General features: G+C 29.4%; 16 protein-coding genes. 1 reads left to right on the forward strand and 15 read right to left on the reverse strand.

The genetic code is table 11. The features are described from left to right. Nucleotides 1-212: 212 nt before the first annotated feature. The gene (locus tag CD129_RS09375; protein ID WP_107510010.1) at nucleotides 213-1,148 is read right to left on the reverse strand and encodes an ABC transporter substrate-binding protein; all 936 of its coding nucleotides are present in this window, start codon (nucleotides 1,146-1,148) and stop codon (nucleotides 213-215) included. A gap of 173 nt (nucleotides 1,149-1,321) precedes the next feature. After that, nucleotides 1,322-1,693, reverse strand: coding sequence for a YbaN family protein (locus CD129_RS09380; RefSeq protein WP_078357005.1), 372 nt, complete (start codon nucleotides 1,691-1,693; stop codon nucleotides 1,322-1,324). A gap of 145 nt (nucleotides 1,694-1,838) precedes the next feature. Here CD129_RS09380 and CD129_RS09385 point away from each other — a divergent pair, with 145 nt between their 5' ends. Beyond that, nucleotides 1,839-2,777: a DMT family transporter gene (locus CD129_RS09385; protein WP_078357006.1), complete on the forward strand. Its 939-nt coding sequence runs from the start codon at nucleotides 1,839-1,841 to the stop codon at nucleotides 2,775-2,777. Between the two features lie 49 nt (nucleotides 2,778-2,826). On the opposite strand, the gene CD129_RS09390 is transcribed toward CD129_RS09385, so the two are convergent. From CD129_RS09390 to CD129_RS09450, 13 genes are all read right to left on the reverse strand, one after another. Then, nucleotides 2,827-3,996 carry an acyl-CoA dehydrogenase family protein gene (locus tag CD129_RS09390; protein WP_115337163.1) on the reverse strand — a complete coding sequence of 390 codons (1,170 nt, stop codon included), beginning with the start codon at nucleotides 3,994-3,996 and terminating at the stop codon, nucleotides 2,827-2,829. A 189-nt stretch (nucleotides 3,997-4,185) separates the two neighbouring features. Then, nucleotides 4,186-5,577 carry an L-cystine transporter gene (locus CD129_RS09395; RefSeq protein ID WP_078357008.1) on the reverse strand — a complete coding sequence of 464 codons (1,392 nt, stop codon included), beginning with the start codon at nucleotides 5,575-5,577 and terminating at the stop codon, nucleotides 4,186-4,188. A gap of 258 nt (nucleotides 5,578-5,835) precedes the next feature. Next, the gene (locus tag CD129_RS09400; RefSeq protein ID WP_107510008.1) at nucleotides 5,836-6,504 is read right to left on the reverse strand and encodes an ABC transporter ATP-binding protein; all 669 of its coding nucleotides are present in this window, start codon (nucleotides 6,502-6,504) and stop codon (nucleotides 5,836-5,838) included. A gap of 11 nt (nucleotides 6,505-6,515) precedes the next feature. After that, a complete protein-coding gene (locus tag CD129_RS09405; protein ID WP_107510007.1) occupies nucleotides 6,516-7,436 on the reverse strand; it encodes an ABC transporter permease in 921 nt (306 codons plus the stop codon). Next, on the reverse strand, nucleotides 7,433-8,599 hold the full coding sequence (locus tag CD129_RS09410; protein ID WP_115337162.1) for an ABC transporter permease: 1,167 nt from the start codon (nucleotides 8,597-8,599) through the stop codon (nucleotides 7,433-7,435). Before CD129_RS09410 ends, CD129_RS09405 begins: the two co-directional genes overlap by 4 nt. 19 nt (nucleotides 8,600-8,618) lie before the next feature. Further along, entirely contained in the window at nucleotides 8,619-10,118 is a 1,500-nt protein-coding gene (locus CD129_RS09415) for a DUF6583 family protein (protein WP_078357012.1), read from the reverse strand. 81 nt (nucleotides 10,119-10,199) lie between these two features. Beyond that, nucleotides 10,200-10,808, reverse strand: coding sequence for a C39 family peptidase (locus tag CD129_RS09420; RefSeq protein ID WP_078357013.1), 609 nt, complete (start codon nucleotides 10,806-10,808; stop codon nucleotides 10,200-10,202). Between the two features lie 82 nt (nucleotides 10,809-10,890). After that, nucleotides 10,891-11,247 carry a transcriptional regulator, SarA/Rot family gene (locus CD129_RS09425; protein ID WP_078357014.1) on the reverse strand — a complete coding sequence of 119 codons (357 nt, stop codon included), beginning with the start codon at nucleotides 11,245-11,247 and terminating at the stop codon, nucleotides 10,891-10,893. A gap of 340 nt (nucleotides 11,248-11,587) precedes the next feature. After that, nucleotides 11,588-11,941, reverse strand: a complete 354-nt coding sequence (locus CD129_RS09430) for a hypothetical protein (protein ID WP_088368994.1) — start codon at nucleotides 11,939-11,941, stop codon at nucleotides 11,588-11,590. Continuing rightward, nucleotides 11,941-12,993 (reverse strand): LLM class flavin-dependent oxidoreductase, encoded by a 1,053-nt coding sequence (locus CD129_RS09435; RefSeq protein ID WP_115337161.1) that lies wholly within the window; start codon nucleotides 12,991-12,993, stop codon nucleotides 11,941-11,943. Before CD129_RS09435 ends, CD129_RS09430 begins: the two co-directional genes overlap by 1 nt. Before the next feature lie 129 nt (nucleotides 12,994-13,122). Then, nucleotides 13,123-13,488, reverse strand: a complete 366-nt coding sequence (locus CD129_RS09440; RefSeq protein WP_107510004.1) for a hypothetical protein — start codon at nucleotides 13,486-13,488, stop codon at nucleotides 13,123-13,125. A gap of 25 nt (nucleotides 13,489-13,513) precedes the next feature. Continuing rightward, nucleotides 13,514-14,062 (reverse strand): tubby C-terminal domain-like protein, encoded by a 549-nt coding sequence (locus CD129_RS09445; protein WP_078357018.1) that lies wholly within the window; start codon nucleotides 14,060-14,062, stop codon nucleotides 13,514-13,516. Between the two features lie 33 nt (nucleotides 14,063-14,095). Continuing rightward, nucleotides 14,096-14,842, reverse strand: coding sequence for a transcriptional regulator, SarA/Rot family (locus tag CD129_RS09450; protein ID WP_115337160.1), 747 nt, complete (start codon nucleotides 14,840-14,842; stop codon nucleotides 14,096-14,098). Nucleotides 14,843-14,912: the final 70 nt, after the last annotated feature.

Genomic DNA, 14,912 nt, shown 5'->3' on the forward strand with positions numbered 1-14,912 from the left:
ACCTCTACAATTTTTTCTTAGTCGATTACATTGTACTAAAGTGAGCTATATATGGCTCTTATTTTATTACACAATTATATGGACATATTCCCCCTTACGGACATTTCTCGGAATTATGTCCCTTACATAATACAAAAACGCGCATTCATTAGGCTTAACTAATGAATGCGCGTTAATTTATTTATAAGCATCTCAATTCTAACTTATATTTTTTATTTATCAGCTTTTTTAAGTAACTGTTCTTTCAAGTATTTACGTTGCATTTCTAATGAATATGGATCGTTATACCAGAATGTTTCTGCATCTATTTCAATTACTTTATCATTTTTAACTGCTGGTATAGATTTCCAAGCTTCTGTTTTTGTGAATTCTGGTTTAGGTTGTTCTTTTGATAAAGGTAAGAATAGATAATCTCCTGAATATTTTTCAATTTCTTCTTGAGATATTTTTTTCCATCCGTCTTTCTTAACATCTTTATCTACACTTTCAGGCATTTTTAAATCAAATGCTTGGTATAATACTTCAGTTCCTCTACCCCAGTTTTCACCATAAGTATATATATCTTTTTCAAATGCTTCTATAACTGAAACTGTTGTATCTTCACCGATTTTTTCTCTAATTTCTTTTCCATCTTTTGCTGTTTCTTTTTTCCATTTTTCTACCCATTCTTTAGCCTTGTCTTCTTTACCTACTAATTTACCAAGTTCTACTTGCATATCTAGGTAATTATGTTTTACGTAATCGTATGGAATTGTCGGTGCTATTTTTTCGTATTTCTTCAAGTTCTTATCTGAATTGTATGTAATGATTAAATCTGGTTTCAATTCTGCTACTTGCTCAACATTGTCTTCACTAACTTTCTTAATGCCTTTGATTCTATCTTTAAGAATTGGTGTTTGATCTGTTGAAGCTGGTACGCCTACTGGTTTAACTCCTAAATGTAATAATCCACCTACATATGATGGTGCCAAAACTACAATACGTTTAGGTTCTTTCGGTATATCTATTTTTTTCCCGTCGTCTAATTTATAACTTACTGTTTCTTTACTTGATTTAGTTTTGCTATTGCTTTCTTTATCATCTGATTTGTTACCACAAGCAGCAACTATCAATGCTAAAGCCATAACTAACGTTAAAAGTTTTCTCATAATTGTCCTCCAATTGATAATGAATATCATTCGCATCTTTGTTTATTATATAACTGTTATTATGTTATAGCAATAACATTTTTCAATTTTTATAAAACTTATTTACTAAAAATTTTCAAAAAAAAATCTATCGTAAAGTTAAGTTACACCGCTTCAACGACAGATAATAAAAATTATTTATTTTTAGCTGGCAATGTTTTAACAAATGTAAATAATACAACTGTTTGGAAAAACAGCATAATGCACAAACCAATTCTTATATATAAATGATCAATCATCCAAATTGAAAAGCCTACTACGATATATACACTTATTAGTAGTTCGAATTTTTTCTTTAATGTATACCCTTTATATTTTTGAAAATCTTCTACATATTCTTTATATACTTTCGTACTTACAAGCCATTTATGGAATCTATCTGAACTTTTTGCAAAGCAAAATACTGCCAATAATATGAATGGTGTTGTTGGTAATAAAGGCATAACTGCACCTATAAAACCTAAAACTGTTGCAATTGTACCTACCGATATTAACACGTACTTCATGTGGTAACCTCTCTTCAAACTGATACCTTCATTATAAGAATGTGGTATCTATAATTGCAAGTAAAAAAATCGCAACTTATTGTTTATTAATATCCCAAATGCTAAAATTAGTTAATTAACATCATTCAGAATTGAGGGACCATAATTGCAAAATAATCAGTTAAAAGGTACCATGCTCGTTATGTTTGGTGCTACATTTTGGGGGTTAGGTGGCACTGTTACAGAGAAACTATTTACTGAATATGGCTTACCTATTTCTTTATTTGTAGCAGAGCGTTTAATTTTGAGTGGCTTTTTCTTATTATTAATTGCTAAATTTATTCAAAAACAGCATTTAACACATATTTTTAAAGTTAAACATTCATTATTACAACTCATCATATATGCATTATTTGGCATGTTAGGGGTACAATACACATTCATGGCTACGATTGATAAGGGAAATGTTGCTATTGCCACACTATTACAGTTTTTAGCGCCAGTTGTTATATTACTTTATTTACTAATAACTAGAAAAAGTAAATTTAGATGGGCAGATATTATTATAATTGTATGTTCTTTATTCGGTACTAGCTTACTTTTAACGAATGGTGATTATTCTACATTATCTGTTCCACCAAATGCAATTGTGTGGGGATTGTTAACAGCTTGTGCTGCTGCTTTTTACACTGTTTACGCAGTGAAATTATTTTTAAATTGGCCATCACTTGTTGTTATTGGCTGGTCAATGTTTATAGGTGGAATTGCGTTATCTTTAATCAACTTAGATTTTTCTTTTCCATGGCATTTACTAGATTTGAGAGGTGCTATTTACTTTGCTTTTGTAATTACTTTCGGAACGATGTTTGCATTTTGGATGTATTTAGAAAGTGTAAAGTATATAAGCCCTCAAACTACTGCATTATTTGGTGTACTTGAACCTGTAACAGCTGTTATTTCTTCTGTTCTTTGGTTAAAGGTTCCATTCGGGATATATCAACTTGCCGGTATGATTGTAATTCTCGCTGTCGTTCTTTATATGTCAATTGGAATGAAACCTAGACGTAAAAAAAGGATAAAAGCACAACAAAATAGTGACTTTTAATAATAAAAAAGACGAAAAATTATCTAATGTTAATTTTTCGTCTTTTTTATTATTGAATGTTATTTCTTTCTTCTCGTGCTTTCTTAGCTAATTTTGTAATAGTGACATCATCCATTGGCGGATTATGTAATCCAGCACGAATATCTCTATAATATCTTTGTAATGGTCTTTCCATTTGTAAGCTTTTCGCACCAACGATTCTCATTGCAATATCTATAATTTTGATTGAATGATTTACGACAACATGTTTAGCTACACCGAGTTCAACATCTATTTGCGCATCAGTTATTGAAGGATTTAAATACTTATCTATCACACTATAAATATAATGTCTTGCTGTAGTAAGCTCTAATTCCATATTTCCGATATTTTGTTGTACTGCTGGAATATCAGCTATAACACCTTCAATACTTCCAGGGCTATATTCATTTGCAAAATCGATTGCATAATCACGAGCCGCTTGACCGATACCTAAATAAACTGCAGGAATATGAAGATTCCACGGATTTATATTATTTCCTCTCGGTCCATTAGCAACTTCTACTAAATATTTTTCATGAATTTTAACATCGTCTAACACTAAATCATGGCTTTCAGTAGCACGCATACCTACCATATTCCAATTTTCAGCAATAGATAAGCCTTCTGTATCTCTAGGAATCAAGAAAAATCCAAGCGCTTCTTTTTCTGGGACATATGCTCCTACTAAAAAGTGTGTTAATCTTTGACTCATTGTAGTAAAAGTTTTAACACCATTTATAATATAATGGTCTCCTTTATGTTCAGCGTTTGTACTTGGTCTCGCACCTCTTGTAGGGCTACCTGTCTCCGCTTCACTTACGGCTCTATTTACAATCGCACCATTCACAACTTCTTTTGCAAATTCGTCTAATAATTCTTTAGTCCATAATTTTTCTTGATAGATTTGGCCAACTACTCCCATATGCCATCCAATTGCTAAAGCTGTTGCACCGTCTATTTTACCTAATGTTTCTTGAAATAATACGACATCTTCTGGAGTTGCACCTTCTCCGCCGTAAGATTTTGGAAGTACAATTTTAGTATATCCTTCTTCAATTAACCAATTAATATTTTCATATGGAAATTCTGAATTTAAATCATTTTTCTCTGCATACTTTTGCAATGATTCTTTATGATCTTCTATTTTATCTATCCATTTTTTCTGGAATTCATTTTTAATAAATAAATCTCTACTCATTGTGTCCACACTCCTTAATAACACTTTATCATTGTACTTAATTGCTTTCAATATTAATCCGACTATATTGATAAGTTTTTAACAAAAGAAAAACTGCCAACTAAATCGGAGACTTTGTCGACAGTTTAAAACAAAGCTGATGATTCATGTGATTATCAGACTTTGCGTTTTATTTTAAGTGATTAAATATTAATAAGACTCCCCTAATTCATTAAAGTCTTGATCATTATATACATCTTCATCTAATTGACCTGTCATTTTAGCAGTTGCTGTACCAGCTAACATGGAATCATTGACATTCAATGCTGTTCTACCCATATCTATAAGTGGTTCAACAGATATTAACACACCTGCTAATGCAATAGGTAAATTCAATGTAGATAGGACAAGTATAGCAGCAAATGTCGCGCCACCACCTACACCGGCTACACCAAATGAACTAATTACAACTACACCTATAACTGATAGGATAAATGGTAAATCTATATCTATACCAACACTTGGTGCAATCATCATTGCTAACATAGCTGGATAAATACCTGCACATCCATTTTGCCCTATAGATAAACCAAATGAGCCGGCAAAGTTTGCTACGCCTTCTGGAACACCTAAACGAGTCGTTTGAGTTTGTACATTTATTGGTAAAGTTCCTGCACTTGATCTAGATGTAAATGCAAACAACAATGCTTCACTTGTCTTTTTAACGTATGTCACAGGGTTCAACCCAACAACTGACACTAATATTAAATGAATAATATACATTGTAATTAATGCGGCATAAGAAGCAAGAACGAACTTACCTAATGTCCATACTGCTTCAAAGTTACTTGTCATTACAGTTTTAGTCATAATCGCTAAAATACCATAAGGCGTTAATCTTAATACAAAAGTAACAATACCCATAACTAATGCATAAATCGCATCAATCCCTCTTTTAAGCAAGCTACCTTTTTCAGGTTCTTTTCTCATTACACGTAAGAAACTAAATCCTACAAATCCTGCGAATATCACTACAGCTATCGTTGAAGTGCCTCTAGCTCCAGTGAAATCTAAAAATGGATTTGCTGGTAATAATTCTATAATTTGGCTTGGTAAATTATTTGCTTCCATATCTTTAGACGTTTGTTCGATTTCTTGTCCACGACTATTTTCTACATCGCCTAAATCAATTTGTGAAGCATCCAAATTGAATAGCATTGCGTATATAATACCTACTAAAGCAGCAATAGCTACTGTTCCTATTAAGAAAGTAAATATCCAAGCTCCAACTTTAGCAAAATTTTGTCCAATCGTTATCTTTGTAAACGCAGATACTATTGAAATAAATATAAGTGGCATTACAATCATTTGTAATAGTTTCACGTAACCAGTACCAACAATATCAAACCAAGACGCTGTTGTTTCAGTAATTTTAGAATCCACACCATATATCAAGTGTAATGCTAAACCAAATACAATACCGATTCCTAAACCGATAAGTACACGTTTAGAGAACTTCACATGTTTCTTTGTTAAATAACCTAATAAACCTATAAATAGTAAGAAAACAATAATATTTATAACAATCCAAAACGTTTCCATTACTTGACCTCCCAATCCTTTTAATTCCGATACATTAAATAAGAATACACGTTAAAAATTTTATTTGCAATACGTTTTTATATTTCTAAATTTTTAGATAATTCATTAAAGACTCACGATTTCTTATCCTTAAATCTGAACTGAAATAATAAATCAAATTTAAGCATACAATTTTAAAATACAAAAAATAAAATACTCCCAATTCGTAATTATGAATTACGGCTTAGGAGTACTTTTCAGAACGTGAGTATACCATATTCAATTATGCAAACTATCTTCAAATTCCCATCCTTTTTCAGATAAAATATTTCGATAAAAAGAATCTTTTCCTATTAGTTTAATTTCATCTGCTAAACTTTCAACTTCATCCAAATGATGCGTAGTCAAAATAATAAGTCTCGATTCTTTTAAACTATTTAATAATTGGTGAATGTCATACCTAGATTTTAAATCTATCCCTACTGTTGGTTCATCTAAAATTAATATACTAGGATTACTTAATAATCCAATTAATAAATTGACCTTCCTTTTCGTCCCACCAGATAGTGCAGAAATTTTAGCTTTTCTTTCAAATAAATTAAGTTTTTCACAATAGTCTTCTATAAGATTAGAAGAAATTGATTGTTTACTAAGCGCTTTAAAAAATTCAATATTTTCATTTACAGTCAGATGCTCAAACAAAGCTATGTCTTGAGGAATATATCCAATTTTTTCTTTAATTTCTCTATTACTTAATCGTTCTCCAAAGTACTTAACTGTACCACCATTTGCTTTTTCTAGAGCAGTTACGATTCTTAAAAGTGTTGATTTACCAGCACCATTTTCACCGAGTAATACAGTTAGTGTCTTGTCTTTAAAAGTCGTATTAAAATTTTGAAAGATTTGTTTATCCTTATAGCTTTTTGATAAATTTTCTATTGTAATCATCAAGACACCTCCTATATTTGGATATATAAATACAGACAACTAATCGCAATTGACCACATAATAGCCATAAATAACTTGTGGCTAAGTGTATTAATTTTAAATAACAATATACTTAAGCCAAACTCATATGCTATAAGGATACATAGTGTTGTTACATAAAATAAAATACTAAGTGACCATGACAGTATTAAACTTACAGACAAAATGATTAAAAATAACAAAATAACATGTGTCATGACATAAAAAGTATATAGCTTTAATTTTGTGCCATTAAACATCATTAATCTGTCTAATGCTGCATTTTGCTTAAGACGTTGATGCAATACCACTTGGCTACAACTCACTAATAATAAAAGTGCAATTATTGCGCCAGCACTAATAGAAACATCCGCATTCTTTTTAACAGCATGGTGCTCCATTTTCGAGTGAGGTGTATCTTTTTTATATTCTTGTTTAATTTTATCCATGCTTACTTTATGGTCAGCTTTTTTTAAGTGATCTTGAATAATAACGGGTATCTGTTGTTTATACAAAGATTTACTAGTAACTTCTAAAGCAATTTCACCAATAAAATCATCTTTATAATATAGCAATAAGGCATCTTTTAATCGATTTTCTTTTAATCTATCACTGAAATCTTTTGGAATTTGTAAACTTACAATTGCTTCTTTCTTTTCAATAAAATCTTCAATATATGCTTCATCTTTCGAAATATGGATCACTTCTAAATACTTTGTTTGTTCTAAATTATGAATCAACTCTTTGGAAGATGCAGATTGATCCATATCTTGAACAGCAATAGGCATTTTGAATAATTTGTTTGATGTTGTTTGAGCCATTAAAACTACAGAAATTGTCAGAACCAATATTAACAGTAATACCACATATTGTTTCCATTGTTTCAAAACAACTAGATTGAACATTGGTTTCATTGGCGATACCTCCAATATATCGAGGTTGTCAGTAAGCCTATCATAATTAAAATATTCCAATAAAACATTGGCTGCAGATCAATAATGTAATTATTTAAAAATAGCTCAAGCAATTGATTATACACAATTGTAAAAGGTAAACTTTCAATCAAACCCCCACTTAAACCTTTTAAATAAATAATAGGAATGATCGCACCTGAAAAAAGCAAAATTACTAACGTTAATCCTATCTTCAATATATAGTTGATTGCATTTCTAAAAGCAATATCTATAAAGATAAATGAACAAGTTAAAAAGAATAAATAATATGACAAGCTCATAATAAGTGCATTTAAATTATACATTTCAAACTCCGGTTTAAGGAATTTAATTATTATCCATAAACCCACTACACTCCATAAAATTGTATAACCTAAACTAAATATACCTCTTACGATTGTGAGCTTTTCATACGAGAAATGGAACATGCTTAATCTTTCTTTCAATGCATCCTTTTGATTCATTTTTAAAATACTAAAAATAGAAAAGAAGAATAAAAATATAGATACAAAATAAATTGAAATCGTATAATAACTTAATGTATCAAATACTTTTACCGGTTCTTCATCAAAAGAACCACTTCTATTTAGCCCTGTAAATAACATATCCGTCATCATTGTTAATAATTCATTCTCTGTAGCATTTGGATAAAGTGAAGCATAAGACATTGCCCCACCCATAGATAACATTAACCGACTGTATACAGAATCTGTTAGCTGTAATATGATAATACTTTCCACTGATTGTGTATCAAAAGTATTAACTACAATTGGTAACTCTCCATTTTGATAAAAAGCTTTTGTCATTCCGTCCTTAAATATAAAATACCCATCAATTTTCTTTTTTTCTAATAAATTATGTGCTCGTTTCTCATTATAATGCTTTATTGAAAGATCATTACCTAATGATTGACCATCTCCAATAGCATTTAAAATCAATTTTGTTTCTTTAGACTGATCTTTATCAACTATTCCAATTGTAAAGTTGTCATCTTTTTGATTCATCTGGTTAACACCAATCATAATCGCTAACACAGCTATAAATAACAATAAAATATAGACAATTAAATACCACTTTTTAATTAAAAAAGAGTGGTATATGTTGAACAATTTGATTGTCGACATATTACCACTCCTCTCTTAATTATTGAAGTTCTTTAGCAAGATCTTCACCAATTTTTTCAGTTTTATCTTGCATTTCTTTTGTTAAATCCTCAACTTCTGAATCTGATAAACTATTAAAATCAATTGCGCCATCTTTTTTGAATTTAATGTCTTTTTTCAGTTCAGTATTACCATCCATAATTAACTTGATATTCTCTCCATTAACATCGAAATCGACATTTAATTTTTGCTTTTGCTGATTATTTTTAGTGTCAGTTGTCAAATTATGGTCGTAGTTAAGATCAAACGGTTGACTAGTTGCATCACTGAACGTTAATTTACCTTTGTCAGTACGTTTATCTCCATCTACTTTAGATGTGTTATCTAATTTTGCAGTTGTCTTACTGTATGAATTTTCTTCAATTACTAAATCATATTTATCTTTAATTTCATCACCATCAGTTGATTTACCTTTTAATGAAAGTCCACCATCTTCTCCTGGCATTGAAATTTTGTAATCTACTTGAACACCATCATCAATAACGTTTGTACCTTTGATATTAACTTTTTTATTATCTTGATTTGTAATTGTTAAATCACGTTTTAATATTTCTTTACCATCTACATAAATAATAGAATTGACTTTAGGATATTTTGATTCCTTTTCATCCTTAGCGTCTTTTAGTAAATCATTAATTTCTTTGTCGTAATCTTTGATGTTACCTTGTTTTTCAGCAATATTTTTGATGTCTTCATCTTTTTTAGCTTCTTCAAGCATTGCTACAGTGATTTTTTTAGTATCTTTAGAACTTAATTTCATTGTTAATTTTTTCAATTCTTTTTCATCATCGAAAATTTTAACTTTTTCTTTATCTTTTTTAAAGTTATCATCATCTAACTGATCAACGAACAAATCGCTATAACGTTTAGATATTTTATCAATATCATCTTGAGATATTTGTGAACCAGATAAGATTGTATTTAAATTTAAAGAATCATTTGTGATCTTTTGTCCTTCAGTAGTTTCTAAAGGTTGACCTGATGCTTTTTCAACACCTTTTTTAATTTCATTATTTTTCACTTTGTAAACATCGTTAAATAATGGTGATTCTACATATTGATTATTTTTATCAGCACTCCATTGGAAGTTTCCAATTTTATTATCTGCAATTGTTGGTTCAATACCTAATTTTGAATTTTCTTTTTTAGGATCATGCCCTACATTTAACACTAAATTAGTAGAATCAACTACTGATTTTGGAACACCTAACTGTGAAATTAACGATTCAGGTAGTTCCGCTCCAAATTTTAATGAAGTTTCATATGACTCATCTTGCATTTTTTCTTGAAATTCAGCTTCATTTTCAAATCTATCATTGAAATATTCTTTCCATGATTTTGCAGATTCTTGTTCACTTAATAAGTATGTATTCTTCGGCGTATTTGTTAAAAAGTAATATGTTGCTGCTCCACCAATTCCCACTATTGCAATAAATGCTACTACAATTCCTACTATGAGTAACTTTATTTTAGTAGACATATAAACACCTCTTTTTTTTTTTTATTTATAATAATATCATAACAAATATTACAACTATATGGCATAATAATTTTTAAATATTTATATTTTTTTGAAAATACACATTTTTCCTGGTTTATTATAACTTTCAATCATTTTATTTTTATTTATTTTGATAATTTGTAATTTTGATGGCCACAATGCTGGAACGACCATTTTATTTTTGATACTTTTCCATAATGGATCTATATAGTAATAATGATTATCGTCAAAGCCTATTAACAATGTAACATGTATATTCGTCACAAACTCTTTTTCTTTATTTCCTAACTTGAATGTTTTATTTATCGGAGTCTGTCCTAAAGTTGTATGATAAATAACAACAGGGTTACCACTTTTAATTATTTTCTCTAAATCTTTAAGTTCTGTTCCAGTGCCATCTACTATATCAGTATCATATCTATTTAAAAATGAGGCTAATACATTAGGAAATATCGTTTGATGGTGACCAAACTTAATAAAAAAATGATTCCCTACATATCCTTTCTTTGGATCATAAGGATGAGTTGGCCAATCTCTCATAATGGTCGTCGCATCAACCTTTTTATTATAGTAATTTAACAACATTGAACATGAAGTACCTTCACATCCCATCATCATCGGAATAGGAAACAACTGACTTTTAGGTTTTACATTTAATAGTACTTTCATAACAGGACTCCTTATTTATAAATAACTATATAGTATAAATAAAATTAAAGTGCACCATAATGATGCACTTTACACAATAAATTTATAATATTTCGGCTTCGATTTCCATCAATAAATTCTTTATCTTTTTATGTTGTATTTTTGATACTTGGATGGCTACTGTTCGCTCATCTTTATCATTTCTTTTTTTAGAGATAAGACCTTTTTCTTTTAAATTTTGTACTGCTTTTGAAATATAATAAGGCTTGAATTTAGATTGTTTAATAATGTCTTTTACATTATAACAATCTTTCTCTCCTTTATATATATACACAAGTATATATATTTCTTCAAAAGACAATACAAACTCACTCTTAATTTTAGAAAGGTGGTCTTTCGCCTTTTTACTAATAAGTACTAACTCAACAATATTTCTGATTGATACTGATACTGTTTCCATTGCAAGCAACTCCTCAAGTTAAAATAGCTAGTTGTTGAATTGGTATATTGTGCAATCTTTAGAGTCTATAGCATATTTTTCCTTTTCAACACAATGAATTAATAATATTTATTATTTTATAATGAGTTATAAAAATATTCAATAAATTTTCAATAATTGACTTTTCAACATTCATATTTTTAGAATAAACGCTTTAGTATCAAGGGTTAAAGCGTTCAATCTTTAAAATGATTACCTATGTTCAATATTGGTTTTTATTATATTTTAAAAGTTTATTACTTTCCAAATATAAAAAGAGCGTACATTTAAGATCTAAATGTACGCTCTTTTTATATTGCTATTATTTTTTCTTACCAAGTGTATCAACAAAACTTAATGCTGATAAACCTAATAGTGTTAATGCATGTTTAGCACCTTTAAAGCCATGACCAGCTTCATAATGTTTGTATGCAGCTACGCCCATAACTGAACCTACAATAACTGAACCTAATCTAGATAATGATTTGCTGCATGTACTTAAGAATAAGAAAATTGATCCTACTAATTCAAGTCCACCTGCTATTTTCATTGAGTTTCTTGAAAGACCAAATCCTTCTTCAAATTGTTGAGCCATACCGTCATCATCTTTTACTTTTGGTTTACTTGCATCAAAAATTTGTTTACCTACATATACATTTAATAAATATCTTAACATTACTTAATTTCCTCCTTATTTTTCATATATTCATCTACTATCGGTTTTACCTTTTCTCCTAATAGTTGAATAGACTTTAATACTTTTTCATGTGGCATTGAACCTACTGGTAAATGTAACATAAATCGATTAACACCAAGATCTTCATGCAGTTTAATAATTTTTGCTGCAACTGTTTCAGGACTACCTACAAACAATGCACCGTGGACAATTTCTTGTTCGAATTTCTCCATTGAATAAGGTGGCCATCCACGTTCTTTACCTAATTGATTAATAACATATGAACTAGATGGATAATATTCTTCTTTAGCTAATTCATCAGTATCGGAAACATAACCCCATGAGTGAGTCGCGATAGGTAATTGTGATGTATCAAAGCCATTAGACTCTGCTACAGCTTTATACATTGCTACATTACGCTTAAAGCGACTTGGCGCACCCCCAATAATAGCATAAGTAATTGGCAATCCCAATTTTCCTGCTCTCATCGATGATTCTGGATTGCCACCTGTAGCTAACCAAATTGGTAATTTATCTTGTACAGCTCTAGGAAACACTTGTAAATTATCAATTGCAGCTCTAGTTTGACCTTGCCAATTCACTGTTTCATTTTCATTGATTTCTAGTAATAAGTCCAGTTTTTCTTTATAAAGTAAATCGTAATCTTTTAAGTCGTAACCAAATAACGGAAACGATTCTATGAACGATCCTCTACCAGCCATTATTTCTGCTCTACCATTACTTATAGCATCTAATGTAGCAAATCTTTGATATACTCTTACAGGATCATCAGAAGATAATACGGTTACTGCCGAAGATAATCTAATATTACTTGTCTGACTTGCTGCTGCAGCTAGTACAGTAACTGGATCAGAGACCGCATAATCTTCTCTATGGTGCTCGCCTAACCCATATATATCAAGACCAACTTTATCTGCTAGTTTAATTTCTTCAACTACTTGATTTATTCTTTCATGTGCAGAAAATGGTTCTTTCACACCATCAATAGGTGATATTTCAGCAAAAGAGGATAATCCTAATTCGAATTTCATATTCTCACCTCGATATAATTATTATACTAGGTATAATTATAGTACTAAAATAAAAAATGTCAACATTTAAATTCTAAAAAAGTAGCAGTGGTAAAAGCTATTGTCTTTAGCTTTTATCACTGCTACATATTAAATATCATTTTCTAATTCACAAAACCTCATGATTGCAGATTTTAATGGCATTTCTTGTTCATATATTCTAATCTGATCAATTGTTTCAGGATTTAAATAAATATATTTAACTGGTTCATCATTATTAAAAGCAACTATGGCTTCACCATCATCTGTACCTTCAAACATTCTATCTACATCTGAAAAGAACTGACCCAAAATATAAATTAATGCATCACTATATCGTTCTCTATCTCTTTTATATGCTTCTACTTGGCTATCTTGAATATAATATGCATCTACAATGGTCATACCATCTATATTAATAGGTTCATTTTTATTAATATTTTTTAAATGATGTTCTTTTTTAAAAAATTTAAACATCGCCAATATCCCCTATCACAGAAATTTAATTTGATTTACTTCTTTGATATTCTTGATATTCAAAGAATACTTGGAACAACATAATCAACATTGCAGGATGGTATTGGTTACTTATAACATTAATACCATGATTAGAAGCCACTTTAAACCTTTCAGACTTTGTTTCCATAACATCTTTACCATCTTGATCCGTAACTTTAACTGAGCGAGAGATAAATCCAGACTCAAATATTAAAGAATCATTTTTTGTTCCATTAAAAATGATTTTTGGCTTAAATCCAAATCGCGTTTCAAACGTACCTATCTTAGTATCATTTTTAAAAACTTCCCATACGTTTTTAAAAGGCGTCTTAAACTTACCTTCTAATGATCGCTCTTGCAAAACTTTATACGATCCACCGTCAAATTCGATTTTGAAATTATGCTTTTTTCGTCCTAGTAATGCAAATGTTTCTTGTCTACTAGATGTATAGTACAAACTCAAAACAAAAGCTGGATTATTTTGTTCGTCGTAAATTTCAATTGGCTTTGTTGATGCTCCCCAAAAATTTTCCTTAAAATGAAAATGAGTCATAATAGCCTCCAAAATTACACTTATTTAATAACTTCATTTTACCATAGCTAAATTTTGTTCACCATAATTATTGATATACTCTGCTAGCACTTCCTCAATAATTTTGTTTACTTCTAATTCAACATTTTTATAAATATCCACTAATACAACCCTTTCATCTTTTTCATTTCTTTTTTTACTGACATATTTTAATTGAACAAGTGTCTTTATAGATTTGTTAATTTTAACTAAGTCCCATCCAAATTTATTTTTTATATCTTTTAATGTACATGTTCGTTGATTTCTTTGTTGAATAAATAACAAAATCATAAAGTGATCTATATTTATTTTGTATTTATTACTAATGGTATTATGCATTAATGCAATACACGCATTTAATCTCAAAATATAATCTAACAAATTATTTTCTGTAATGTTAAAATCGATTGTCCTTAAATCATTATGCATACTCATTTCTATATGGTGAATTAATTGATTAATTTTGTTTTTGTGACGAGTTTCTACTATTATAAGGACTTTTCTCTCATCGATCTTTGATCTCTCTTTTTTAAAATAGTCCAAGTTATGTAGATATGAAAGAACATGAGTTAACATTGTTTGATTAATAGCAAGTACTTCCTTGATTTCTGATGAGTTAAACTCAGTTTTCTTTTTGTTATCATCTATATATTTCAAAACTTTTAAATGGTAAATATTTAATGCATATTCTTTTTTTAAAATTTTCTTCGCTTGAATATTTAAATAATGTAAGTTTAGTAAATTTTTAATTTGTTTTTCCATTGTAATACCACCTTAGTTTATTTTTTGTTTTATATAAATATGCTTAATAACATCTGGAGAAGTATAAAAC

It is taken from the genome of Mammaliicoccus fleurettii, from assembly GCF_003970575.1.
GTDB classification, from domain to species: Bacteria; Bacillota; Bacilli; order Staphylococcales; family Staphylococcaceae; genus Mammaliicoccus; species Mammaliicoccus fleurettii.